Genomic DNA, 25376 nt, shown 5'->3' on the forward strand with positions numbered 1-25376 from the left:
AGCATGCAGCGAACGGTGACGATGAAGGATGTGGCGGACAAGGCGGGCGTCTCCGTGATGACCGTCAGCCGCGCCTTCAAACAGCATGCGTCCGTGGGGGAGAAAACGCGGAAACGTATTTTGCAGATCGCCGAAGACCTCGGCTATGTGTTCGACAGCACGGCGGCCAACCTGCGCTCGCAGCGCACCGGTTTTGTTGCCGTGTCCATCCCTTCGATCAACAACGCCAATTTTGCCGACACGGTTGGGGCTTTGTCGGAAAGCCTCAAGCTGGCCGACTTGCAGGTCCTCCTCGGCTACAGCAATTACGACATCCAAAAAGAAGAAGAGATCGTCGAGCAGTTCCTCCGGCGTCGTCCGGAAGCCATCGTTCTGACGGGAGGGCGGCATACCGACCGGACCCGGCAGTTGCTCGCGAGAGCCAATATCCCGGTTGTTGAAACATGGGACCTGCCCGAGAAACCGATCGGGCATGTGGTTGGCTTTTCCAATGCCGCCACGATGCATGATCTGGTCCGCCACCTGGTCGGGACGGGGCGAAAGCGCATTGCCTTCATCGGCGGCGACACGGACGGCGACACGCGCGGTGCAGACCGCCGCCGCGGGTTCATCCAGGCAATGTCGGACCAGGGCTTGTCGACGGAACGTCTGATCGGAGCGGGCGAGCCGCCCATTTCCATGCGCGAGGGGTCCGACGCCATGGCCAGGCTCCTGCAGGACTTTCCGGACACGGAAGCGGTCATTTGCGTTTCCGATCTTTCCGCCTTCGGGGCGTTAACGGAATGCGCGCGCAGGGGCATGAAGGTTCCCGAAGACATCGCCATAGCCGGCTTCGGTGCCTATGACATTTCCTCGATCTGCCTGCCCACCCTCACCACGATTGATCCTCACCCCGCTGATATCGGCCGGCGAGCTGGTGAATTGATTGTCTCGTTGCTCAGGGGTGAGGGCGAGAAAGAAAGCGACCCTGTTCATGTTGCGATTGAGCCGAACTTGAGTGTGGGTGGATCGACTGCCTAGGCGCGTCGGGCTCAAACAGTTTCCCCTTCAATGAGCCGGAACCCCACATCCGTGACTTTCCTGGCGCTGTCGCCATTGATACGCATCAGAAGTTTTTCAGAGGCGATCTGGCCGATCCGCAAGTGGTTCACCTGCATGGTGGTCAGCCGGTAGGGAAGTACGGAAGCGATGGGAAGTTCGCCCCAGCCGGCAATGCCGAGATCCTTGGGCACCGAAATCTTCTGAATTTCGCAGAAGTGGATTGCTCCAACGGCCATATTGTCATTCTGGAAAAACACGACCTCGGTTTCCGGAGCGCCGGAGAGCAGTTGTTCGATGCCGTAGTAACCGGTGTAAAATCCGGGAACGTCCTTCAAGAGAAGCTGCTTCTTCAGAGAAGCCGAGCCGTCGGCTATCGCGCGGTCGAAACCGTTGAGGCGAGCGGCGGCCGCATTTGCCGCGTCGTGAGAGGTGCCGACATAGCCGAGCCGGGTGTAGCCCTTGGTAAGCAAATACCGGCCCATCTGGTAACCGCTGTCAAAATGGTTGAGGCCGACGCACATGTCGAACGGGCTTGAGTTCAAATCCCAGATTTCGACGACAGGAATTTTTGCGTTTTCCAGGAGCTGAAGCGAGCGGTTCGTATGAGCTCTGCCTGTCAGGATCAGTCCTGCAGGTTGCCAGGCGAGAACTGTTTCAATCCATTTTTCTTCTTCGCCCGCTGCACGCTGTGTCATGCCCAGAACGGTCTGATGCCCGAAAGAGCAAAGCTTCCTGTCGATGCCTTCCAGAACATGCGTGAAGACCTCGTTGCCGAGGTCTGGAATGCTGACGCCGATGAAGGTGGATTTCTGGTCGCCGGAGAAGACGGTGGCAAGGCGGTTCGGCAGGTATCCCAGACGTGTGACCTCAGCCAGAACCCTTTCCCTGGTCTGCTCCGAGAACCCGCCTTCATTTCTGAGGACGCGACTGGCCGTCATTTTCGAGACACCCGCTGCCTCGGCAACTTCAGACAGGCTTATCTTTTTGTTTTTATTGCTCAAAATACATTCCGCGTCACAAAAAGTTATCGATAACTTTTTCGTTGACTTTCGTGTTTTCCGGACGGATGATATCTCTACGTTACCGGTAACTCAATCCTTGCCTTGTGGAGGAGGCGTACTGCGAGAGACCGGTGACGACTGGGAGGAACACAGTGGCAGGTAATCTGAAAAACCGTCTGTTTTTCGACGGCATTCAGAAGCATTTCGGCGGAACTTATGCCGTCCGGGACGTTTCGTTGGCAGTCGACCGAGGCGAGATCGTCGCGCTTCTGGGTGAAAACGGCGCCGGTAAGTCGACACTCATCAAAATTCTCGGGGGCATTCACAAGCCGGATGCCGGCCGCGTGCTGATCAACGGTGAACCTTACGAGCATCGGCCAGGCGGCTTCGGCCAGCACCAGGCGGTTGCCTTCATCCATCAGGACCTCGGCATGATCGAATGGATGACCGTTGCCGAGAACATGTCGCTGGCGCTCGGCTTCAAGAAAAGGTTCGGCCTGATCGACTGGCAGGACGCCGAGGCGTTTGCTGCGGAGGCCCTCCTGAAAGTTGGCTGTGATTTTTGTCCCTCCACACGCGTACAGGATCTCTCCCGCACGGAAAAATCGCTCGTGGCGATTGCCCGCGCGCTGGCCGTCGATAGTGACTTCCTGGTGCTTGACGAGCCGACGGCGTCGCTGCCGGCGGATGAGGTTGCGCGTTTGTTCGAAGCCCTGCGACCGCTGCGGGATGCCGGAGTTGGCATGATTTACGTCTCCCACCGGCTCGATGAGATCTTCCAGATCGCCGACCGCGTGGCGGTTCTGAGAGACGGTGAACTCGTCGGGGTCCGTGCGATCCAGCACACGAACGCCGAAGAACTGGTTCACATGATCGTTGGTCGTAAGACCCGGCAGGTCACCAAGCTGACGGAGACGCCCGGAGCACCGGTCCTGTCCGTAAAAGGTCTGGCGACCCGGGTGGCTGGGCCGGTTGACTTTACACTCCATCGCAACGAAATCGTCGGCCTTGTGGGTTTGCGCGGGGCTGGACACGAGACGATTGCGCGGGCGCTTTATGGCCTTGAGCCGCATGAAGGCGAAATAGAGCTCACGGGCGTCGGGGCTCCGGATTTGCGCTCTCCCAAGACAGCACTTGATAGCGGCATTGGGCTGGTTGCGCGGGATCGAACGGAAGAATCCGTCGCCATGCCGCTGACCCTTCGCGAAAACACCTTTCTCAATCCCGCGGCCGTCGGCCGAAGCCTGTTTTCCTTCATGTCGCCGGACACGGAAGCCAGGGAGGCTGAAAGGATCGGCCGTGAAGTGGCGCTGTCGCCGAACGATCAGACACTCGCCATTGAGGCCCTTTCCGGCGGCAACCAGCAAAAGGTGGTGATCGCTCGCTGGCTGGCGACGAAGCGAAAGCTTCTGATCTGCGAGGATCCGACCGCAGGTGTCGATGTGGGTGCGAAGGCGGAAATCTATGACCTGTTGAACAAGGCGCTGCGGGAAGGGGTCGGCATCCTGCTCGTTTCGACCGATTTCGAGGAAGTCGCAACGATTTGCCAGCGCGCCATCGTCTTCAGCCAGGGCGCGATTGTCGGTGAGCTTTCAGGGGCGAAACTCTCGACGGAAAACCTCATTCAGGCCGCTTCGGCCAGCAACGTTGCCGCCGCTTAAGGGTAAGAACAATGCAGTCACTTGAATCCACCGCTCTTGAGCCGACCAAAACGGAAATGCGGGGCTTGACCACCCGCGCCAAACTTGTGCGCCTGCTGCCGGTCTATGGTCTCGTCATTCTGACGCTGCTGCTGATCCTGCTGTTCTCGGTCCTGTTGCCCAGAACCTTTCCGACGCTCCTGAACCTTCGGGCAATCGTTTCGGACAAGGCGATCATCGCCCTTCTGTCACTTGGAGCGATGATCCCTATGGCTGCCGGCCGGATCGATCTGACGGTCGGCTATGGCATTGTGCTCTGGCACATCCTGGCCATCAGCCTGCAGACCCTTCTGGGGATTCCCTGGCCAATGGCGGTCATGATCGTCTTGTTGCTCGGAGCGTTCACGGGGTTCCTGAACGGGCTTCTGGTGGAAGTGGCCAAGATCGACAGCTTCATCGCGACGCTTGGCACGGGCACGGTTCTTTATGCGATCGCCCTCTGGCACACCGGGGGCCGTCAAATGGTGGGGGTCCTGCCGGATGGCTTCTTTGCCCTCAGCACAACCTTTGTCTTCGGTCTACCGATCACCGGATATTACCTGATCGCGATCACCGTCTTCCTGTGGCTGATGCTCGAATATACGCCGGTTGGCCGATATCTCTACGCCATCGGTGCGAACCAGCGCGCGGCCCATCTGAACGGCATTCCGACACGGAAATATGTGATCGGTGCCTTCATGGCATCGGGCACCATGACGGCGCTCGCCGGTGTGCTTCTGGCATCGAAGCTCCGCATCGGTCAGGCAAGCGTCGGTCTGGAATTCCTGCTGCCAGCGCTCGTCGGTGCCTTCCTCGGTTCGACAACCATCAAGCCCGGACGGGTCAATGTCTGGGGCACCATCGTCGGGGTTGCGATCCTGGCAGTGGGGATTTCCGGAATTCAGCAGTTTGGAGGCTCATTCTGGGTCGAGCCGCTCTTCAACGGCGTCACTCTGCTGATTGCAATCGGTATTGCGGGTTACGCGCAGCGCCGCAAGGGGGCGGTGAAAAAGTAACGTTGGATGCAATGGAGGAGACTATGCAAAAACGTACATTCCTGAAGATCATTCTGGCCACGACGATGCTGGCAACCGCCGGGATCCCGGTCATGGCCGAAACGCCATGGGACGGACCGACCACCGGTCCGGCGGCCGCGCCGGACAAGTCCATCGTTGTTGTTGCCGCAGACATGAAGAACGGCGGTATTCTGGGCGTATCCAAGGGCGTTGAGGAGGCGGCCTCCCAGATCGGCTGGAACATTCGTGTTCTCGATGGAGCAGGATCCATTCAGGGCCGCACGGCGGCCATCGGTCAGGCGCTCGCGCTACAGCCGGACGGGATCGTCATCAACGGCTTCGATGCTGTCGAACAGCAGGCGGCGCTTGAAGACGTGGCAGCCGCGAACATTCCCATCGTCGCCTGGCACTCCGGGCCGAAGATCGGTTGCGACGCGCCGGGCGGGATCTTTGCCAATGTGTCGACCGACGCCATGGCGGTATCGGAAGTTGCTGCCAACTGGGCGCTTGAAGACGGCGGCAAGGATATAGGTGCGGTCATCTTCACCGATTCCACTTACCAGATCGCCATCGACAAGGCAGACCGTATCAAGGAAACAATCGAGGCCGGCGGCGGCAAGGTGCTTGAATATGTCGATACGCCGATCGCCGATACCTCAAGCCGCATGGGGCCGCTGACCACCAGCTTGCTGCAGAAATACGGCGACGAGTGGACCCACGCCCTGGCCATCAACGACCTTTACTTCGACTTCATGGGTCCCGCGCTGGCGGCGGCCGGTGTTTCCAGTGAAGACGGTCCGCAGGCAGGATCGGCCGGCGATGGCTCGGAAGCGGCTTTCTTTCGCATCAAGACCGGCGCCTATCAGGCGATCACCGTTGCGGAACCGCTCAACCTGCAAGGTTGGCAGCTGGTTGATGAACTCAACCGGGCAATCCAGGGCGAGCCGTGCTCGGGCTATGTCACGTCTCCGGCTCTTGTGACGAAGGAAGGAGTGGAGAAAATGGGCGACAGCACTGCTTTCGATCCCGATACGCCGTATCGCGATGCCTATACGGCCATCTGGAAACAGTAATTTCCTGCCCACTCTACTTACTTTGGAAGACGGGCCGCGCGGCTGGAAAGCCGGGCGGCTCAAACTCCATGGATCTGCTCGCCAACTCCGCTCTTCTGAAATGAACACGCAATGGCTTCATTACGCTTTGTCAGTGGCTCATCCAGACGGAAAGCCATTTCCACCCATTTCCTGCGCGCCTTCGCCAGTCTGCCGATGCTGTTCACCTTCACAGCATCGAAGCAGGTTGTCTCCGACGTGATTGCGGGGGTGGGCAAGGGATGATCCTGGAGTGGCTGCTCTCCCCGGTAGATCCGGCCAGAGCCCACGATGTCGGGCTCGCCCTGTCCTGGCACGCCCGTATCATGGTGCTCGGCTGGGGGATCCTCGCGCCGCTGGCGATCCTGACTGCCCGTTATCTCAAGGTTCTGCCAGGGCAGAACTGGCCCGGGGAACTGGACAACAAGATGTGGTGGCGCTGCCACTGGATGGGCCAAAGCACTGTTTTGGTTCTGTCGGCCGCGGGTGTCGTCATGGTCTTGCTATCCGGCCAGAACACGGGCCATGAACAGGTGCACCGTCTCTTCGGCTATTGCCTGCTTGCTCTCGGCGGCTTTCAAGCCCTGTCGGGCCTGCTTCGTGGCACGAAAGGTGGGCCGACCAGCCCGGCGCCGGATGGGTCTTTCCGGGGAGATCATTACGACATGACACCTCGCCGGTAACTTTTTGAAAGCTTTCACAAACTCTTCGGCTACCTTGCTCTGGTCATGATGACGGGAGCAATAGGGACCGGGCTATGGGCCACAAATGCGCCGCGATGGATGTGGCTTGTGCTGTTGGTCTGGTGGATCGGACTGACGGCCGCTGCGGTTGTGCTGCAACGCAAAGGCTGGGCGGTCGATACCTATCAGGCGATCTGGGGACCTGACACGGTCCATCCGGGAAACTGGGCCGAAACGCCCGCTCATGCAACAAGGGCGGCAATCTACAGCAAGAAACGGGATATGTGATGTTTGGTGTTTTGGAAGGCACAGGCTTTGAAGTCATCGAGCCGGAATTCGAAGACTGTTTCATCGGACATGCGCGTGTGGAGCGCCTGTGGACCGGCGCTCGCTGGTCGGAGGGCCCCGCCTGGTTTCCAGCAGGACGGTACCTGGTCTGGTCCGATATTCCCAACAATCGGCTGATGCGGTGGGACGAGACGGACGGCTCCGTGTCGGTCTTCCGCTCCCCCTCCAACAACGCCAACGGCAACACGGTCGACACACAGGGTCGGCTGGTTTCATGCGAACACCAGACGCGGCGTGTGACAAGAACAGATCATGATGGATCGATCAGCGTCATCGCATCGCACTGGAATGGAAAGCGTCTCAACTCGCCAAACGATGTCGTCGTGAAATCCGATGGTTCGGTCTGGTTCACCGATCCTTCCTACGGGATCATGATGGATTACGAGGGAGACCGCGCGGAAAGCGAAATCGGCGCATGTCACGTCTATCGTGCGGATCCCGAGACGGGAGACGTCACCACTGTTGCAACGGATTTCGTCAAACCGAACGGTCTGGCGTTCTCGGCGGATGAGCAGCATCTCTTCATTGCGGACACTGGCGGCACCCACCAGAAAAACGGTCCCGCCCACATACGGAAGTTCGAGGTGAGCGAGGATGGCAGGGGTTTGCGCGGGGGCGATGTGCTGGCGTCCTGCACAAACGGCTTTTTCGATGGGTTTCGATTGGACCGGGACGGCCGCATCTGGACCTCGGCGGCCGATGGCGTTCACTGTCTGAACAGCAGCGGGACCTTGATCGGCAAGGTGCATATCCCGGAAATCGTCAGCAACGTCTGCTTCGGCGGGGCCAAGCTCAACCGGCTTTTCATCACCGGGACGACGTCTCTTTATTCCGTCTTTCTCAATGTAAACGGGATTTCCAGATAGCGCGTCAACCTGGCTTGCGTCCGAATTTTGCTTCACCCGGTCTGTCTGGAAAGCGAATGGAGTTTGCCAGGCCCTGGATCAAGCGAAAGAAGACGCTGAGGGGCAATGGCGTTCAGGCCTGAACCGGCCACGATGTCGGGTATCCCGAACCAGCTTGCGACCGTCATTGCCATGGTGCAGAACGTTGGCAGCCAGTGCGTCTCGCTCCCGCAAACGGGGTCATCTCTGGAACAACCCAGCTCAGAACGCTCTGGAAAAGCAGGGGGCATGTCTTCCGTGGCGGAATTCTTCTGCCCATTGGTTTTCCGAGCGTTCTGACTCAAAAATCGATGGCTACGGCGTTCTCTCTACTTGGTCGCACCCGACGTCAGTCCGGAAATGAACTTCCGCTGGAAAATCAGGTAGGCGAGGATCAGCGGCGCGATCACGATGACCGCACCGGCAGTCAGCACGGGCGTGTTCACCGTGTAGCGGCCCTGGAAGAACAGCATGCCGATGGGCAAGGTTCGGAAACTGTCGTCGTTCACCAGGATCAGAGGAATGAGGAACTCGTTCCAGGTCCAGATGAAGAGGAACAGCGCCAGTGTCGACATTGCCGGCACCATCAGGGGCAGGATGACGCGGCGCAGGATATAGCTGCGCCTTGCACCATCGAGCACCGCCGCCTCCAGGATTTCCTGCGGCAATTGCCGCATGGCACTTGCCATGAAGATCGTCGCGAATGGTATCGACATTGCAATTTGCGGCAGGATCAAAGCTGCGTAGGTGTTGATGAGACCCGTGTAGCGCATCTCGTAGTAGAGCGGGATGATGAACGCCTCTGTCGGCACCATCATGCCGATCGTCATCATCACGAAGAGCGTGCGCTTGAAGGGAAAACTGAGAAAGGCGAAGCCGAAGCCGGTCAAGGTTCCAAGAGCGATGCTGATGGTCACGACCGGAACGACGACGAACACCGAGTTCTGGAAGTAGACGTTGAAATGCCCGTCGATCCAGGCGCTGACGTAATTCTCGAAATGGGGATATTCGGGAAGGACGAACGCCCCCTGCAACAGGTCCGGCCGGCTCTTCAGAGACGTCAGGATCAAGAGCCCGAAGGGGATCACGGTCATCAGCGCGAACAGCCACAGGATGATGCGCATCGGCCAAGCAGTTGTGTTGAGGCCCGACGATTGGCTCATGACGCATCTCCTGCGTGATTGGGGCGAACCAGCCGGTGGACCGCATAATTGACAACGAAAATCAGGATTGCACCAACGATGGCGACGGCCGCCGCATATCCATAGCGGTTAAGCTGAAAGCCGAGCTGATACATGTAGATGTTGGGGACAAGCGTTGCGTTGGCGGGGCCGCCACGGGTCATCGTGAAGATCAGGTCGAAACTCTTGATCGAGGCGATGATGGTGAGCAGAAGCGCGATGCGGATCTCCGGAAGCAGCAGCGGCAAGGTGATGAAGAAGAAGGTCCGGATGCCCCTGGCGCCGTCAACCTTCGCGGCTTCAAACAGAGAGGGGTCGATCCTCTGCATGCCGGACAGGAAGAGCACCATGCAGAAGCCGAAGAAATACCAGCTTGCGACGATACCGACGGCCGGAAGAACGAAGGTGAAATCACCGAGCCAGGGAAGGGCGTAGTCGCCGAGGCCGACAAGCTTCAGCGCCTGGTTGAAGGGCCCGAAGGCGGGGTTGTAGAGCCAGTGCCAGATGATGCCGAGCACGGCGGTGGGCATGATATAGGGCAGAAACAGCAGGGTGCGCAGCGCGAGCTGCTCCTTCTGTTTGAGGTTCCACACCAGAGCGGCCAGCGCGACACCGAGGCAGACCGGAACGGCGCAGTAGAAAATCATCAGGATGGCGTTGTTCTTCAATGACTTGAAGAAAACCTCGTCTGCGATCAGGCTGATATAGTTGCCAAACCCGATCCAGTCCGGAGCGCTGATACCATTCCAGCTTGTCAGGCTGAGAACGAGTGCCGCAATGATGGGGCCAAAAACCAGGGATCCATAAATCAGCAGTCCCGGCAGGATGAAGATGAGATTGCTGCTGACTTTGGCATCGAGCGGTGAGCGCGACATTCAGGCGTTCCAATACAGTGACGATTTGCTGGCGGGGTGCTCCCGCCGCGTCCGTTCGATGGACCGACGCGGCAGGAATGGTTTTGGCGCAGGATCCGGTCAGGTCTTGAACGAGGCCGGAGGGGCTGCAGGTTCCAGGATCATTTGCTCTTCATGTATGCCTGATAGTCGGCATCGAGTTTGTCGATCAACTCTTGCGGGGTCTCTTGACCGGCGAGCAGCAACGGCGTGTTGTCGTCGAAGGTCTTCAGCATGGTCGGGCTCGCCCAATCCGGGTAGTGACCGATCGCGTTGTTCTCGTTGAGCGACTTCCAGATTTTGATGCCTTCCGACAGCAGCGGTGTGACCTCGATGTCCGCATCGGCAGGAACAGAGGAAGCAGGCAGGTAGCCGGCTTTTGCCCATGTGACCGCGGCATCCTCGGACACCATGTAGTTGATGTATTCGCCAGCAAGCGCCTTCGTGCCGTCTTCCTTGGCGATGCTGGTGATTGCCCAGGCAAGGTCGACACCCCCAACGGAGAGAGGATGCTCTACGCCCTTGGGGCCGGGGATCGGCATGAAATGAATGTCCGGATTGGCCTTCATGTCACCAAAGTACCAAGTGCCCGAAATCAGGAAGGCGCCTTCGCCGGAGACGAAGAGCTGGACAGCATCATCGCCGGAAATACCCTGGTAGCCATTGAAGAAATAGCCGTCCTGTGCCCAATCCTGGACAATCTTGGCCGATTCCACATTGCCGGGCGTGTCGAACGTGCCGCCATGGCCGTAAACGAGATCGTCGAGCGCCTTGCGATCCGAAGCATCGATATGCGCCTGGGTGATGCCGGCGAGCATGTGAAGCGTCAGATGGCCCTTTGCCGTGCCGATCATGAAGGGTGTCTTGCCGGCTTCCTTGATCTTGTCTGCGGCGGCCTTGAGGTCTTCGAACGACTTCAACGGCAGCTCGACACCGGCGTCAGCGAGGACTTTTTCGTTGTAGTAAAGCCCAACGATTTCAGCGAGGGAGGAGATGCCGTAGGTCGGGCCGACACCGAATTCGCCTTTGTCCGACCAGCGGTCACGGGCCAGCAGGCTTTCGGACTGGTTCTTGTCCCAGCCATATTCCGCGATGAAGTCATCCACTGGTACGAGGAGGTGTTCCTTGACCATGAGACCCATGGCGCCGGCGCCCTGGTTGACCTTCGTGACATCCGGTCCGTCGCCCGAGGAAACCGCCAGCTTCAGGGTCATGTTGAGGTCGGCGAAGTCACGGATCGTGTGATCGAGCGTGATGTCGGGATGAGCTTCCTTGAACCGGCCGTTCAGTTCGGCCATCACGGCTGCGCGCGATTCAGAATCATGATCGTCCCAGACCGTCAGCGTTTCAGCGCGGACCATTCCCGAAAGGCTGAAGCCGATAATGGCAGCGCCGGCCAGCACTGCTGACCTTCGCACTGCTGGTGACGCACTGCAGGATATTAGACGTCTAAACATGGGTTGTCCTCTCCGGTTGTTATTGCGATTAGCTTGCTTCCCCGATCGGCCTGGCCTTGTCGTACAGTGCCGAACGTCTTGTTCTGCCAGACCTTTACCGCTCCGGCGAATTCATGTAGTGCTCTGCCACATTCCTTTTGCACTTCCGCATTCCTCGGTTTGAGGGCATCGGCTTGAGCCCCCCAAATAGATGATGCGAGCTGGCCGAGAGCCGGCAACGAGGTCGATGACACCATGAACGCCACAGCTGACGATCGCCTCATCCGTCCAGCGACCGAGGATGACCTCGACGCCCTCTTCGACATCTGTCTGAAGACCGCCGATGGTGGCGGCGACGGGAGCGCGTTTTTCAGCGACAAGCGTCTGCCGGGCTACATCTGGTCGGTGCCCTATTTCAGGTTCGAACCGGGATGTGCTTTCGTTCTTGTCGAGAACGGGCGAACGATCGGCTACGTTCTCGGAGCGCCGGACACCGCGCGTTTCGAGGAAGAGCTGGAGCATCACTGGTGGCCGGACATTCGCCGCATCGTGGCGGATATGACGCCGACGCTGCGCGATGATGCAAAGGCCCTGCATCGGATCAACCATCCGGAAAAAACGCAGCAATGGCTGCTGGCGGACTATCCTGCCCATCTCCACATCAACATTCTGCCGGACGCACAGTCTTCCGGGTGGGGCCGCAGGATGATCAACACGGTGCTTGATGCGCTGGCGAAAGCCGGAGCGCCGGGTGTTCATCTGGGACTTCATCCGCAGAACGAGCGGGCGAAAGGCTTCTACAGCCACCTCGGCTTTGAAGACATCAGCCGCGACGACCACGTGCTTTTTGCCCGCCGTCTTGGCCGCTGAACCAGCCTGTCGTGACAACAGGTTTTTCCGTAACCGGCCCGAGCTATTGCCGGATGCAGCGGGTTTGCCGAGGATCATGAGCCCTCCGCATTTGCGGCTTCAAGGCCGTGTTTGAGAACGGTGGCGGCGGGCATCGCGCTCCATCCCTGAAGCAGGGAGCCGCGGCCGTAGGGCGGTGAGAAATATTCCACCGCGCCGGCCCAGCCGTTGGCAAGGCAGGTTTCCCACCATCGCGTCAGGGCATAACGGGCGCCACCAAGGCCTTGATGCAATCGCTCTTCCGCATACGCCCCATCCCAGTAGGGCCAGTCCGATCCATTGTGATAACGGAAGGCGAAGGCAGTCTTAGCGCGCGTGTCCCGGGACCGCTTGAAGGGAGGATAAGCACACATGACGCCCCAGTCGCCATAGGGCTGTTCCTTGTTGTTCCTGGATTCCAGGTTCTTTTCAAAGGCCTTGAGAAGACCTTTTGCCCGTTCCGCGGAAATGGCGTCAAACCGGGAGAGCGTCAGGCTGTCGAGAACGAGGTGATCTTCGATGAACCCGTCAGGTGTCTTGTAGTCGGCATACCCGTTGCGTTCGGCGACGAAGAGACCGTCCTCGATCTCGGCGCGGGCCTTCTTCGCGGTTTCACGGGCTTTTTCGGCCAGGTCCGGATCATGGTCGCTGCCAAGCTTGGCAACCGCATCGAGCGCGCCGACGAAGAGGCCAAGATCGTAAGAAACCAGACCCTCGCGGAATACGTTGTCCGCCCAGTCGCGGTCGTTGCGCGGCTTCAGGGGCAGCACGCTTCCCGGTGCTGCAAACCCCAGATAGCGATTGATGATGGCCGTAACGATGGGCCAATGCATGTGCGCCTCGGCAATGTCACCGGTGGCGTTCACATAGTCGCTTATGAAAAGAATGAAGAAGAGGGGGCTATCGAAATGATCGCTCCACCAGTCCCCGGGGCGATTGTGATGCTCCGGGAATGCCTTTCCGCGCCTGTCAGGATTGGCCCGGCACTCGGCGACGAAGCGCTGCCATGCCTCGGATTGTGCGGGTCCTGTCAGGATGACGCCACTCGGGGCTTCGCCATCTGGCTGGATGCCCTTGGCAAGCAGGCGAATTTCCTCGCGAACCGCTTCCGGTGCCAGGGTCAGAAGCGGCTGCATCGTCCAGTAGCCATCGCGGTAATAGGTGCGCGCGGGTGCGCTATAGGCCTGTCCCGCGGCCAGGCCGGCAAAGACACCCTTTTCATCCTGCCGGATGCTTGAAAGAGCTGCGTGAATGCCTTGCTTCACCATGCTGCGCATCAGGGGATCGGCTTCCGGAACGGCGTCGCAACGCGTCACATAGGCCTCGGCTTCGGCAATGATCTCGTCATTGGAAAGAGTAAGCGCGCCCTTCGCCTCGTCCATCGAAGCGCCTACGGCAATCCGAAGATCGTTTTCGCCGGCTTCCATGACGACGACACCCCAGGGGAGTTCGATGGTCCGTTGGTCTTTTGTCCTTGTGACCTTGGCCTTGACGCCTTCGCCGTCCATTTCGTGCCACCAGGCGCAGCGTCGCGCCGGGTGAGTGGTCTTCAGCTTGACGTTTCTCACAAGCATGATCGGCTTTGACTGCGCGACATAGGCGCCGCCGGACTCCGCGACCAGCCGGTTCGGCCCATAGACATAAGGGCCGGGCAGGGGAGAAAACCGGACGCGGCCTAGGCTGCCGGACGCCCAAAGAGCGAGATCGACATAACCGTCGGGATGCAGGTCGGCCTGAAGGCGCGGCGCCATGATCGGCAGGAGAACGGGGTGCTGGGTGGCAATTTCACCCTGTGGCGTCGGCGTCATCATGATGGGGTTGCTGGTGCTCTGACGTTGAATGGGGGATTAGCTGAGCCGGCGGTAACCGCGGCCTGTTTGATCGTGGACGCAAGAAGGCCGGCCTTCATCATTGCCGGCAACCTGGACGCCGTGCAGAACACAGCGGCTCGCGCGCCATTCGGTGGCGCAGTGACCGGTGCTGAAGCTCTGGCGTCTCGCATTGCCTGCATGGCGAACCTCGTCGCGTTGCAAATGAATGAGGAGAGCCTATCCAACCGGGAATTAATTTGTCAAGGCAGTGGACAAATAGAAATAAAAACGCTAGCCAATATTTAAGAGACGCGTTCTTTTCGGTTGGGAAATCGCCGGAATTAGCGAAATTTTAGATGCGCATATCCGATTTAGGTATAGGTGCTGGACTAATTGGGAGCTCACTTCAGAACGATGGCCATTACGTCTTCTGTTGCGCAGACACCGATTGCGCGTAAAATTTCGACGAATGCGGTGATCCGGACCGTTCTGGCGCAGGGCCCGATCTCCCGGGCTGATATCGCCAAATTCACGGGTCTTTCCAAACAGACGATTTCCGATGTCGTGCGCGATCTGGAGACCGATGGCTGGCTGAGGCCGGTCGGCAAGACCGATGGGCGTCCCGGACGTACCGCCATTACCTACGAGTTGAACGCCAGCGCGGGTCTTGCCGTTTCCATCGATCTGGGGGGGACAAAGATCGCGGCCGCAATCGGTGACCTTCTTGGCAACATCATTGCCGAAACGAAAGTGCCGACAGATGTGCGGGGCGGTGTCCATCTGGTCGATCAGTTCCAGGCGGTGATCAGTGAACTAACGACGCTTGCCGGCGTTGAAATGGCCAAGGTGCGCATGGTTGTCCTCGGCACGCCGGGCGTGCTCGATCCCGCCACCGGCCACATTCATGTTGCACCCAATATCGCCGGAATCGAGGATATCGATCTGCGCCAGTTGCTGACTGACAGGCTCGGCATCCCGACGATCATCGAAAACGACGTCAATCTCGCTGCGGAAGGCGAACGCTGGAAGGGGCATGGGGTCGACGTCGGCAACTTTGCTTTCGTCGCACTCGGCACCGGAACGGGGATGGGCATCATTGCCAATGGGTCCCTGTTGCGGGGCGGGCGCGGGGCTGCGGGTGAAATCTCCTATCTGCCGATCGGCGGAGATCCGTTCGACCCCGGCGGTTTTCATCTGGGAACCTTCGAAACGGCCGTCGGCAGTGTGGCGATGGCCCGGCGCTACGCAGGTTTCGGCGGAAAGGAAAGCGCGAGCGTCGCCGATCTTTTCGTCGCCTTCGAGAAGGGTGAGCAAAGCGCCATCGCGGCGGTTGAAGAAACGGCGCGGCTGACAGCGCTTGCCATTGCTGCCGTTGGCGCCACGCTGGATCCGCACCTGGTAATCATGGGCGGCAGCATCGGTGCGCGGCCGGAGCTTGTAGAGGCCATCCGCCGTTATCTTCCGCGCTGCACCCCTCATCCGGTTCGCATCGAAATCAGCCGTTTCGGCAATCGGGCCGCCCTCATCGGCGGCCTGGGGATCGCGGTCGCGCATATGCACGAAGAGCTTTTCGGGGTCGATCTCGGAGAAGCTTAGAACAAAAACTCAGGCGTTCAGAATGGGATGCGGCCCTTGCAGGAACGCGACATCGCGGCCTGGGCCTGAAGCGTAAAGCACTGGGATTATTGACACATGAAAGTCGGTATCGTCGGCCTTGGATCGCGAATGTCACATGTGGCACGCTGCCTGAAGGCGCAGAAAGCTGATCTGGAATTCACCGCATACGCCGATCCCGCACCGGCGGGGCTCTCCTTTCTGGAGACCAGCCTCGGAACCACTCTGAACGGGTATGAAACCCTGCAGGACATGCTCAACGGCGAGGCGTTGGACATGCTGATGATCGGCTCGCCAAACCACATGCATATCGGTCATCTGCGAACGGCTCTCAAATCGTCGGTTCCCTACATCTTCACCGAAAAGCCCGTTGTGATCAGCGAGGCGGAAACCTTCGAGCTTTTGGACCTGATGCGCCGTCACGAGGGAATGCAGCGTCTGATGATCGGTCTCGTCCTGCGCTATGCGCCGCTCTACCGGATGTTGAAGGAGGCCCAGGCCAAAGGACATCTTGGGAAGATTGTCTCGATTGAGGCGTCGGAGCATATCGCCCCTTACCACGGCAGTTTCTTCATGCGGGACTGGCGCCGGTACGAGAAATTTTCCGGTGGGTTCATGCTGGAAAAATGCTGCCATGACCTCGACCTCTATCAGGGTGTTGTCGGCCGGCGCGCAAAGTACGTTGCAAGCTTCGGCGGCCGGAAAAGCTTCGTTCCGGAGAACAAGCCTGACGAACTTCCGGATTACCGGGCGATTGCGCTGCGCGCGGAGCCCTCGCGGGGCAATCGGGTTTATCCGTTCGAGCCGCGCTGGGGCGGCACGCCTTCGGAATTCGAGAGCGACGCGGACATCATCGATTACCAGACGGCGCTGATTGAGTATGAGGACGGCGCAAACCTGGCCTTTCATACCAACATAAACGTGCCCGACGAGTTCCGCCGGTTCGCGGTGATCGGCACAAAGGGCATGGCCGAGGGCGACTTCGTCCGATGCACCTTCAAGCTCACAGATGCCCTGACATCACAGACGCTTTTGGAGGATCCGAGCGTCGGCACGGGCAGGGACAATCATTCCGGGGCAGACGATCAGATGGTGGCGGACATCGCGGCTTTTCTCGACCGGGGTGTGCCGTTGAAGGTGACCGTGCTCGACGCGCTCGAGGCGGGACTAACGGCGATCAAGATTGACGAGGCGCGCCTCAATCGTTCGGTCGTGGACATGAGCGCGATCTGGGACCAATTCGACAGCTATGGGCTGACTGCGAAGAGCTGATGCCAATCGCCTCTGGAAAGAGGGCGCCTGCATCATGAAACGATGACGGAGTTGAGTCATGGGAATGCTTGAAATGGTTGATGTGCGCAAAGCCTTCAACAAGTTCGAAGTCATAAAAGGCGTCTCGATGGCGATCAACCACGGCGAGTTCATCGTCTTCGTGGGACCATCGGGCTGCGGCAAGTCGACATTGTTGCGCATGATTGCCGGGCTCGAAGAAATCAGCGCTGGCGAGGTTAAAATCGACGGCAAGGTGGTCAACGACCTCGAGCCCGTCAAACGTGGCATCGCGATGGTGTTCCAGTCCTATGCGCTTTATCCGCATATGTCAGTCTATGAGAACATCGCCTTTCCGCTGCGAGTTGAAAAGCTGCCGAAAGACGAGATCGACCACAAGGTGCGCCGCGTTTCGAGCATCCTGAAACTCGACGAGCGGCTGAAGCACAGGCCCGGCCAGCTTTCAGGCGGACAGCGGCAGCGCGTTGCCATTGGCCGGGCGATTGTCCGCGAGCCCTCTGTCTTCCTCTTCGACGAGCCGCTGTCCAATCTCGATGCGGCGCTTCGAGCCGAAATGCGTATCGAGCTTTCCAAGCTTCACAGTGACCTTGGGGCGACGATGGTCTACGTCACGCACGATCAGGTCGAGGCGATGACCATGGCGGACCGGATCGTCGTTCTCGATCAAGGCCTGATCAGCCAGGTCGGGACGCCGCTCGAGCTTTATCACAAGCCGGCCAACCTCTTCGTTGCGCAGTTCATCGGCAATCCGAAGATGAACCTTTTGCCGGTCACCTGCACGGCATGCGACGAAAGCGGCGTCACCGTTGAGCTTGCCAACGGCTCGAAAGTTACGGTGCCGGTGGAAGTTCGCGGCAACCTGCAAGGCGCTTCGCTGACCCTGGGCATCCGGCCAGAACACCTGTTGCTGGGGCAGGGGGAGGCCGAGCTTCAGGTCATGCCGACCGTGATCGAGCATCTCGGCATTCACACCCTTGTCTATGCGTCCGTCGAAGGGAGCGAGGAGACGTTCACCTCACTCTTCCACAGTATGGTGCCGGCAAAGGCGGGCGTGCCGCAGACTGTTGGCCTTAAAGGGCGTGACTGCCATCTCTTCGATGGCGAAGGCATGGCGCTGGAGCGCCGCGTCGACGCCAGTGAAATGGATCCGTCCTTGCCAGCCGCTGTGGCCGTTTGAAATGCCCTGGCAGGTTGAAGAAGAAACCCTGGCCTCGGGCGACGCCGCCCATAAGGACCTTCAATGAAAGTTTTGATTTTTCCGGACGCCAAAGACGCCATTGCGGCGGCAGCACGCCTTGTACTCGACCAGGTGCGACTGAAGCCGGATGCCGTTCTTGGCCTTGCCACGGGCGGCACGATGGAAGCCGTTTATGACCGCGTGGCAGATGGTGCACGCGAAGGTGCCGTTTCGTTTGCCGGTGTCAGCAGCTTCAATCTCGACGAATATCTCGGCCTGCCGCCAGAGCACCCGGCGAGCTATCACACCTATATGCGCCAGCGTCTGTTCAGCCGGATCGGCATAGATCTGACGAGAACGCATTTGCCGAAGGGCGACTGTGAAGACGCAGAGACGGAATGCGAGCGTTATGAAGCCGCCATCGCGGCCTCCGGCGGTATTGACCTTCAATTGCTCGGGATCGGTCGCAACGGGCATATCGGCTTTAACGAACCGACGTCGAGCCTGTCCTCGAGAACAAGAGTGAAGACGCTGACAGCGGAAACGCGAGAAGCGAATGCGCAGTTCTTCGAAAGACCGGAAGACATGCCGCATTACGCGCTGACGATGGGGATCGGCACAATCCTCGACGCGCGGCACTGCATTCTTCTTGCGATTGGCGCGTCGAAAGCGGAGCCGGTGGCAAAGGCCATCGAGGGCCCCCTGGCGGCAACCTGTCCGGCGTCAGCGCTGCAATTGCACAGGCACGCGACCATGCTGCTCGACCGGGAGGCGGCGGCCAGGTTGGAGCTTGTCGACTACTATCAAAGGGTTCATCCCGACGGCGCCCCGGCCCAAATCAAGCCTGGTGAACGGTCGTGAAGCCGAAAAGTGCCTGTTAAACCCAATTTGCCTGCGGGCGCTATCGCCTCACGGAGCCGCATTCATCATGAAGCATGACATCCTGTTCAATCCAGACGAAGGCGACGTAACAGCTCGTCTTCAGGCTGCGCTCGATCACGCCGGCGAAACAGGTCAGCGTCTCGTTCTGGGGGACGGGGTTCATCATGTCGGCGGCCTCATGTTGCGCAGCGGTGTAGATCTTCACCTTTCCAAAGGTGCGATCCTCAAACCGGCTGGCGACTATGCGGCCTATGCGTCCACCACGGTGGATGTCATTGCCGAGGACTCGGATCGGGCGATGCTGGTCGCCAAGGATGCCAAGGACATTCTCATTACCGGTGAGGGTGTGATCGACGCTCCGGGAGCCGGCTTCATCGCCGGCGAGCTTGACGACATGGGAACGCATCTGCCCGCCCGCCTGCGTCCCCGCGTGATGGTGTTCGACGGCTGTCGCAATGTGCGGATAGAGGACGTCACCGTCCGCAATTCGCCGATGTGGACGCTGCATTTCATCGCCTGTGAAGAGGTCAGCATTTCCCGGGTGACCATTGAAAACGACCGGCAGATGCCCAACACGGACGGCATCGTCATCGATTCCTGCAGCGATGTGATCATCGACAACACCGACATCGCGACCGCCGATGACGGCATCGTGCTGAAGACGACCCGGCGTGCGAGTGGTGTGCCCACCGGACCATGCCGAAGCATTCGCATTCGGAAATGCCGGATCGAGAGCCAAAGCTGCGCCCTGAAAATCGGGACGGAATCCTTCTCTGACTTCAAGGACATAGAATTCACGGACTGCGACATTGTTTCGTCCAATCGGGCGCTGGGCATATTCTCGCGCGACGGCGGCGTGATCGATGGTGTTGCCTTTCGCCGGATAACGGTCGACTGCCGCGAAACTCCGGACGGCTTCTGGGGCTCTGGTGAGGCCATAACGGTCAATGTTGTCGACCGTCGCCCCGAAGCACCCGCCGGAGCGGTCTGTAACGTTCTTTTTGAAGATGTTTCGGGCAGTATGGAAGGGGCTATCAACCTTGCCGCGCTCGGCGGCGCCGGTATCGCGGGCCTTGTGATGCGCCGGATCAACCTTCAACAGCGGCCCGGTTCGATCGGGACCGGCGAACGCTATGATCTGCGCCCGACCGCGCATGATCTTGCTCCTGCGAAAGACGTAAGCGGCCGGGCCAATGCCTACGTCAAGGACGCTTCGGGCGCGGTGCTCGGTCTCTTTGCCTATCCGGACGGTATGCCGGGTCTATTTGCGCTCAATGTGGACAGTCTCCAGAGAGAGGATGTCTGGATCGAACGGCCCGAGCCATTGCCTGCAGGATGGAGCCGCCTGCAACAGGTGATGGCTTCCAACACGCCGCTCTAGATAAAACCTGACGACACTTGTCTGAAGTGACGGATCTGAAAGCCTGAAGCGCTTTCAAGTCGCGGCGCCGCTGTGCCTGACGGCAGGAAAGGCCGCGGCCGTCTGCACCGTTTCTGCGTGGCGGATGCATCGAACAGTCCGGCAACTGTGTCTGGAAGAAATGCCTGGGACCCCAAGGGTCACGCATTTCGTTTGAGAGAAACTACCCGAATTGCCGCGTTAGCCTCTGTCCACCAATGGAGAATGTTTCAAATCCTAACGCTTGACCTTCAAGAAACTGGATGTTTGTATAAGTGGATACAAAAATCCAGTGGAGCAAAAATGGCCATGTCGCCTTCTTCCGCAGATTTGAAAGCCTCCACCGCGGAGGAGGAGGCCTATCTCCATTTGCAGTCGGCGTTGAGGTGCGGGCGGTACAAACCGGGAGACCGGCTCATCCCCGAGGAAATCGCCAACGAAATCGGCATGAGCCGCATGCCTGTTCGAGAAGCCTTCCGCCGGCTCGCGTCTGACGGGCTCGTCACGCTTCGCCCGAACCGCGGTTGCGTTGTGGCGGGGCTGACGGTCGATGAGATCTACGAAACCTTTGAAATCCGATCTGTTCTGGAAGGTCTGGCGGTGCGGCTTGCCATGCCGGAGATGAACGCTGAGACATTCGAGGAACTGGATTTGCTGCTGGACCGTATGGAGCGCTCCGGACAGAGCGGCAGCAGCGAGTGGGTGCCAAGGCATCAGGAGTTCCACGCCTATATCTACCGTCTGAGCGGCCGCCCGAAACTCATTCGCCAGATATCCGCCCTTCATCTGGTCATCGAACCCTACATGCGGATCTGGTTCGACTATGTGACCAAACCGTTATCCGCCCGCCAGGAACATGAAAACCTGATCGAGGCACTGAAATCCGGTGATGCAGCTCATGCCGAGGAGGTGATGAGGGAGCACATTCTCGGCACGGCACCACTGCTTACCGAATACGCAAGTCCCGCCCGGCGCTGACGCGCGCCGGGCGGGTCGTCCAAAGCCGGGGGAACATCCGGCACGGGCGAGGGGAACCGCCGAACCAACGGCATTGATTTAGAGGAAGGACTTTACGTCATGACGATCCGTCGCATGGCCGCGCTCGCGGCTGCCTTATCGACACTCGCCTTTGGCCCCGCTGCCATGGCACAAAGCGCGCCCACCGAGATCACCATCGCCACTGAAGGAGCTTATGCTCCCTGGAACTTCACCACAGCGGACGGCAAGCTGGACGGCCTTGAAATCGAGCTGGCAAACGACCTTTGTGCCCGAATGAAGATCGAGTGCACGATCATCGCACAGGACTGGGACGGGCTGATCCCCTCCCTGACTGTCGGCAAGTTCGACGTCATCATGGCCAGCATGTTCATCACGCCGAAGCGGCTTGAGACCATCGCTTTCACGCAACCCTATGCAGTCGATCCCTCCGGCTTCGCGGTGGCAAAGGATAGCGAACTGGGCAAGCTCGGCCTGACAGGTGAAAAGTTCAAGCTTGATGACGATGCTGCGGCCCTGGAGGCTATCGAAAAGCTGAAACCCATGCTCGAGGGCAAGGTCGTCGGCGTGCAGGCTGCGACGACCAATCTGGATTTTCTGAAGAAGTATTTGGCGGATACGGTCGAAATCCGGGAATACAAGACGACCGAACAGCACGATCTGGACCTGTCGGCAGGCCGTATCGATGCTCTGTTCGCCCAGCAGACGGCCCTGGCCGCAACTCTCGCAAAGCCTGAGTTCTCCGACTACACCCTCGCTGGCCCTGGCTTTGTCGGCGGTGTCTTCGGCTTTGGCACCGGCGCGGGTCTGCGCCAGGAAGACACGCAACTCAAGGAGATGCTGAACAAGGCCATCGATGAGGCAATCGCCGACGGCACGATCAAACGGATCTCCGAGAAGTGGGTGCACACAGACGTGACACCCGTCAAATAACGCGGGCAAGCCGAGGGCGGCCGGGGTTTCCCCCGGCCGAACGTTTTTTATAAAAGGTTTCGACCCGTATGTTCGACAAACTCTACTTGCTCGGTTTCGGCAGCGGAGGCTGGGGGGCTGCGCTGCTTGAGGCGGCGGGGACGACGCTGCTGTTGTCGCTGCTGGGCTTTGCTCTCGGCATAGTTTTTGGTGCCGCAGCCGCCGCCGGGCGCCTGTCCTCCGCGCGGCTGCCGCAAGCAGTCGCGTCCGCTTATGGCACGGTGTTCCGCGGTGTGCCGGATCTCCTCACCATCTATCTGCTCTATTACGGCGGCAGTGTTGCGCTGACCGCGATTGCCCGCGCTGCGGGCGCGGAAGGCTTCGTCGGCCTGCCGACCTTTGCCACGGGCGTTCTCGCCATCGGCGTTATCTGCGGTGCATATCAGGCGGAAGTCTACCGGGGGGCATATCTCGCCATCGACCGGGGCCAGTTCGACGCCGCCAATGCACTGGCGCTTTCGCGCAGTCAGACGATCATGTTCGTGATCGCTCCCCAGCTTCTGCGACATGCCATTCCTGGCCTCAGCAATGTCTGGCAGCTCGTTCTCAAGGATTCTGCGCTCATTTCGGTGATCGGCCTTGTGGAGTTGATGCGGCAATCCCAGATCGGCGCCGGGTCCACACGAGAGCCTTTCCTGTTCTACATCGCCGCCGCTTGTCTGTACTTCATCATTGCCGGCATCACCGGGTTCGCTTTCCGCGCCCTGGAAGTCAAAACCTCCCAGGGGATCGCGCGATAATGATCGATTTCAATTTCTTCATCAGCATCATTCCGAAGCTGCTGTCGGGTCTGCCGTTAACGTTGCAGCTTGCCGGATCCTCCATCGTTATCGGCTTTGTTCTGGCGCTTGTGCTCGCCCTGGCGCAGCAGACGGACAGGCGCCTGGTGGTCTGGCCCATCCGGTCCTTTGTTGCCGTGTTCAGGGGCACGCCGCTGCTGGTCCAGATCTTTCTGATCTATTACGGGCTAGGCCAGTTTCGGCCGACGCTCCAGATGCTCGGCCTGTGGACTTTCTTTCGAGAGCCCTATTGGTGCGCGATCCTGGCGTTGTCACTGAACACGGGCGCCTATGGCAGCGAAATTCTGCGTGGTGCGATCCGCAACATTCCCAAGGGGCAATGGGAAGCCGCGGCCGCCCTGGGAATGAACCGGCTGTTGACCCTGCGCTTCGTGGTCCTGCCACTGGCGTTCCGCGCAGCAATCCCGGCCTACAGCAACGAGATTATCCTAATGGTCAAGGGCACGTCCCTGGCCTCCATCATCACGCTGATGGAGGTTACCGGCATCGCGCAAGGGCTCATTTCCCAAAGCTACCGGGCCATCGAGGTCTTCATCGCTGCCGGCGCGATCTACCTGATCCTGAATTTCATCATCGTACGGGCCCTGAACGCCCTCGAACAGAAACTCACACCCTACCGGTCCCGCGCCTGACGGGCACCTCACGAGATAAAGACCGAGGAGACGCAACAGGAATGCGCAATTTCGAACAACCGACGCGGTCGGTGGCCGTGTCGGCCAATGCCATGGCTGCAACTTCGCATCCCTACGCCACCCTTGCGGCGGTCAACATTCTTCAGGCCGGCGGGAATGCAATGGATGCTGCCCTCGCGGCTTGTGCCGTGCAATGCGTGGTGGAGCCGGGCTCGACCGGCATCGGCGGCGACTGCTTCGCCCTGTACGCTCCCAAGGGGGGAGATGAGGTTCTGGCCTATAACGGGTCGGGACGGACCCCTGAGGCATTGACCGAAAGCTGGTTTAGCGAGCGCGAAATTACCGAGGAGGTCCCGCGTCAGTCGCCCGCATCGGTTACCATTCCGGGCGCTATAGATGCCTGGACGCGTCTGCATGCCGACCATGGCCGCATCACCTTTGCCGAGGTTCTCGCCCCGGCCATCGCATTTGCGGAAAATGGCTACGCCATCACACCTAGGGTTCATCGTGATTGGGTGCTGGAGGAAAAGCTGCTGGCTGCCGATGCGGCGGCGGCGAAGAACTTCCTTCCCGAAGGCCGTGCGCCCGCCATCGGCGAGATTCACAAACAGCCCGAATTGGCCGCTACCTTGAAACGGATTGCCGCCGAAGGCCGCGATGGTTTCTACCGCGGGCCGGTCGCGCAGGACATGGTCAATTACCTCCGCTCACTCGGCGGGCTGCACACGCTGGAGGACTTTGCCTCCGCCAGGGGCGAGTATGTAACGCCCGTCACTACCCGGTTCCGCGGCCACACGATCCATGAATGCCCCCCCAACGGTCAGGGCATTATCGCCCTGATGATCCTCAACATCCTGTCGCATGTCGAGACCGGAGACGATCCGCTGTCGCCCGACCGGCTGCACGCGGAAATCGAGGCCACACGCCTTGCCTATGCCGCGCGCGATGCCTGGCTGGCAGATCCGGACAAGGCCAATGTCCCGGTTGAGGAAATGCTGTCGGACGAGCTGGCGGCAAAGCTCGCTGCAAAGATTGACCTCAGCCGCGCCCTGACGGAACTGCCTGCCTTCGAGATGCCTTTGCATCGGGACACCGTCTACATCACGGTGGTCGATGCAGAGCGCAATGCAGTCAGTCTGATCAACTCGATTTTCGATTGCTTCGGCTCGGGCCTGGTAGCCCCGCAGTCAGGCGTCGTGCTGCATAACCGTGGCCAGAGCTTTTCGCTGAAACCCGGTCATCCGAATGTGATCGCACCCGGCAAACGCCCGCTGCATACAATTATCCCCGGTATGGTCACCCGCGATGGCCGCACCGAAATGTCCTTCGGTGTCATGGGCGGATACTATCAGGCCATGGGCCATGCCCATCTTGTGTCCAAGGTGCTCGACTACGGCATGGATTTGCAGGAGGCCATCGATCTTCCCCGGCTTATCCCGGTCGGCGGCAACGACACGCGCGTTGAAGCAGAGCATACGATTCCGCAGGCGGTCGCGACGGAACTGGAACGCCGGGGCTTCAAGCTCGTTCCCTCTCCGGATCCCATTGGTGGTGCTCAAGTCATCCGGATCGACTGGGAAAACGGCACTCTTGCGGGTGCTTCGGAATCCCGTAAGGACGGTATCGCTCTGGGGTTCTAGCAGGGCGTCCCGGTTCGACCTG

The 25376-nt window shown here is 59.6% G+C and carries 25 protein-coding genes; 20 read left to right on the forward strand and 5 right to left on the reverse strand.

The features are described from left to right. Positions 1 to 3: 3 nt before the first annotated feature. On the forward strand, positions 4 to 1020 hold the full coding sequence (locus tag FMN63_RS09840) for a LacI family DNA-binding transcriptional regulator (protein ID WP_286192576.1): 1017 nt from the start codon (positions 4 to 6) through the stop codon (positions 1018 to 1020). Between the two features lie 11 nt (positions 1021 to 1031). On the opposite strand, the gene FMN63_RS09845 is transcribed toward FMN63_RS09840, so the two are convergent. Then, positions 1032 to 2042 carry a LacI family DNA-binding transcriptional regulator gene (locus tag FMN63_RS09845; protein ID WP_286192577.1) on the reverse strand — a complete coding sequence of 337 codons (1011 nt, stop codon included), beginning with the start codon at positions 2040 to 2042 and terminating at the stop codon, positions 1032 to 1034. Between the two features lie 152 nt (positions 2043 to 2194). Between FMN63_RS09845 and FMN63_RS09850 the strand changes: the two genes are divergently transcribed. From FMN63_RS09850 to FMN63_RS09870, 7 genes are all read left to right on the forward strand, one after another. Then, complete coding sequence (locus tag FMN63_RS09850) at positions 2195 to 3703, forward strand: sugar ABC transporter ATP-binding protein (protein WP_148583802.1); 1509 nt, start codon at positions 2195 to 2197, stop codon at positions 3701 to 3703. Positions 3704 to 3714: 11 nt separating this feature from the next. Further along, positions 3715 to 4737: an ABC transporter permease gene (locus FMN63_RS09855; RefSeq protein ID WP_148583803.1), complete on the forward strand. Its 1023-nt coding sequence runs from the start codon at positions 3715 to 3717 to the stop codon at positions 4735 to 4737. Positions 4738 to 4760: 23 nt separating this feature from the next. Then, entirely contained in the window at positions 4761 to 5810 is a 1050-nt protein-coding gene (locus FMN63_RS09860) for a substrate-binding domain-containing protein (RefSeq protein ID WP_148583804.1), read from the forward strand. Between the two features lie 111 nt (positions 5811 to 5921). Continuing rightward, positions 5922 to 6074, forward strand: coding sequence for a hypothetical protein (locus FMN63_RS29390; protein WP_153297097.1), 153 nt, complete (start codon positions 5922 to 5924; stop codon positions 6072 to 6074). Continuing rightward, entirely contained in the window at positions 6071 to 6511 is a 441-nt protein-coding gene (locus FMN63_RS29640) for a cytochrome b561 domain-containing protein (RefSeq protein ID WP_205513945.1), read from the forward strand. The genes FMN63_RS29390 and FMN63_RS29640 overlap by 4 nt, the downstream gene beginning before the upstream one ends. A gap of 108 nt (positions 6512 to 6619) precedes the next feature. Beyond that, positions 6620 to 6799 (forward strand): hypothetical protein, encoded by a 180-nt coding sequence (locus FMN63_RS29645; protein WP_205513947.1) that lies wholly within the window; start codon positions 6620 to 6622, stop codon positions 6797 to 6799. Further along, a complete protein-coding gene (locus FMN63_RS09870) occupies positions 6799 to 7725 on the forward strand; it encodes an SMP-30/gluconolactonase/LRE family protein (protein ID WP_148583805.1) in 927 nt (308 codons plus the stop codon). Before FMN63_RS29645 ends, FMN63_RS09870 begins: the two co-directional genes overlap by 1 nt. Positions 7726 to 8072: 347 nt before the next feature. On the opposite strand, the gene FMN63_RS09880 is transcribed toward FMN63_RS09870, so the two are convergent. The 3 genes from FMN63_RS09880 to FMN63_RS09890 form a co-directional block, all read right to left on the reverse strand. Beyond that, positions 8073 to 8906: a carbohydrate ABC transporter permease gene (locus FMN63_RS09880; RefSeq protein ID WP_148583806.1), complete on the reverse strand. Its 834-nt coding sequence runs from the start codon at positions 8904 to 8906 to the stop codon at positions 8073 to 8075. Continuing rightward, complete coding sequence (locus tag FMN63_RS09885) at positions 8903 to 9799, reverse strand: carbohydrate ABC transporter permease (protein ID WP_148583807.1); 897 nt, start codon at positions 9797 to 9799, stop codon at positions 8903 to 8905. The genes FMN63_RS09880 and FMN63_RS09885 overlap by 4 nt, the downstream gene beginning before the upstream one ends. Before the next feature lie 140 nt (positions 9800 to 9939). Further along, entirely contained in the window at positions 9940 to 11274 is a 1335-nt protein-coding gene (locus FMN63_RS09890) for an extracellular solute-binding protein (RefSeq protein WP_148583808.1), read from the reverse strand. Between the two features lie 234 nt (positions 11275 to 11508). Here FMN63_RS09890 and FMN63_RS09895 point away from each other — a divergent pair, with 234 nt between their 5' ends. Next, the gene (locus FMN63_RS09895) at positions 11509 to 12123 is read left to right on the forward strand and encodes a GNAT family N-acetyltransferase (protein WP_148583809.1); all 615 of its coding nucleotides are present in this window, start codon (positions 11509 to 11511) and stop codon (positions 12121 to 12123) included. Positions 12124 to 12197: 74 nt separating this feature from the next. Here FMN63_RS09895 and FMN63_RS09900 read toward each other — a convergent pair whose 3' ends face one another. Then, the gene (locus FMN63_RS09900) at positions 12198 to 13952 is read right to left on the reverse strand and encodes a glucosidase family protein (protein ID WP_148583810.1); all 1755 of its coding nucleotides are present in this window, start codon (positions 13950 to 13952) and stop codon (positions 12198 to 12200) included. On the opposite strand from FMN63_RS09900, the gene FMN63_RS09905 reads away from it, so the two are divergent. The 11 genes from FMN63_RS09905 to ggt all read left to right on the forward strand — a co-directional run bounded on the left by FMN63_RS09905 (position 13911) and on the right by ggt (position 25354). Further along, positions 13911 to 14258 (forward strand): hypothetical protein, encoded by a 348-nt coding sequence (locus FMN63_RS09905; RefSeq protein ID WP_148583811.1) that lies wholly within the window; start codon positions 13911 to 13913, stop codon positions 14256 to 14258. The genes FMN63_RS09900 and FMN63_RS09905 overlap by 42 nt on opposite strands. 108 nt (positions 14259 to 14366) lie before the next feature. Then, positions 14367 to 15548 (forward strand): ROK family transcriptional regulator, encoded by a 1182-nt coding sequence (locus FMN63_RS09910; RefSeq protein ID WP_148583812.1) that lies wholly within the window; start codon positions 14367 to 14369, stop codon positions 15546 to 15548. Positions 15549 to 15644: 96 nt separating this feature from the next. Next, positions 15645 to 16838, forward strand: a complete 1194-nt coding sequence (locus FMN63_RS09915) for a Gfo/Idh/MocA family protein (protein WP_148583813.1) — start codon at positions 15645 to 15647, stop codon at positions 16836 to 16838. A gap of 58 nt (positions 16839 to 16896) precedes the next feature. Then, entirely contained in the window at positions 16897 to 18033 is a 1137-nt protein-coding gene (locus FMN63_RS09920; protein ID WP_148583814.1) for an ABC transporter ATP-binding protein, read from the forward strand. A gap of 63 nt (positions 18034 to 18096) precedes the next feature. Beyond that, entirely contained in the window at positions 18097 to 18894 is a 798-nt protein-coding gene (nagB, locus tag FMN63_RS09925; RefSeq protein WP_148583815.1) for a glucosamine-6-phosphate deaminase, read from the forward strand. Positions 18895 to 18961: 67 nt separating this feature from the next. After that, positions 18962 to 20296 (forward strand): polygalacturonase PglB, encoded by a 1335-nt coding sequence (gene pglB / locus FMN63_RS09930; protein WP_148583816.1) that lies wholly within the window; start codon positions 18962 to 18964, stop codon positions 20294 to 20296. A 321-nt stretch (positions 20297 to 20617) separates the two neighbouring features. Continuing rightward, a complete protein-coding gene (locus FMN63_RS09935; RefSeq protein WP_148583817.1) occupies positions 20618 to 21292 on the forward strand; it encodes a GntR family transcriptional regulator in 675 nt (224 codons plus the stop codon). Between the two features lie 99 nt (positions 21293 to 21391). After that, a complete protein-coding gene (locus tag FMN63_RS09940) occupies positions 21392 to 22243 on the forward strand; it encodes a transporter substrate-binding domain-containing protein (protein WP_148583818.1) in 852 nt (283 codons plus the stop codon). 68 nt (positions 22244 to 22311) lie between these two features. After that, the gene (locus FMN63_RS09945; protein ID WP_148583819.1) at positions 22312 to 23022 is read left to right on the forward strand and encodes an ABC transporter permease; all 711 of its coding nucleotides are present in this window, start codon (positions 22312 to 22314) and stop codon (positions 23020 to 23022) included. Further along, positions 23022 to 23714 carry an ABC transporter permease gene (locus FMN63_RS09950; protein ID WP_148583820.1) on the forward strand — a complete coding sequence of 231 codons (693 nt, stop codon included), beginning with the start codon at positions 23022 to 23024 and terminating at the stop codon, positions 23712 to 23714. The genes FMN63_RS09945 and FMN63_RS09950 overlap by 1 nt, the downstream gene beginning before the upstream one ends. A gap of 41 nt (positions 23715 to 23755) precedes the next feature. Continuing rightward, positions 23756 to 25354 carry a gamma-glutamyltransferase gene (gene ggt / locus FMN63_RS09955; protein ID WP_148583821.1) on the forward strand — a complete coding sequence of 533 codons (1599 nt, stop codon included), beginning with the start codon at positions 23756 to 23758 and terminating at the stop codon, positions 25352 to 25354. Positions 25355 to 25376: the final 22 nt, after the last annotated feature.

Source organism: Stappia sp. BW2 (assembly GCF_008107695.1).
GTDB lineage: Bacteria > Pseudomonadota > Alphaproteobacteria > Rhizobiales > Stappiaceae > Roseibium.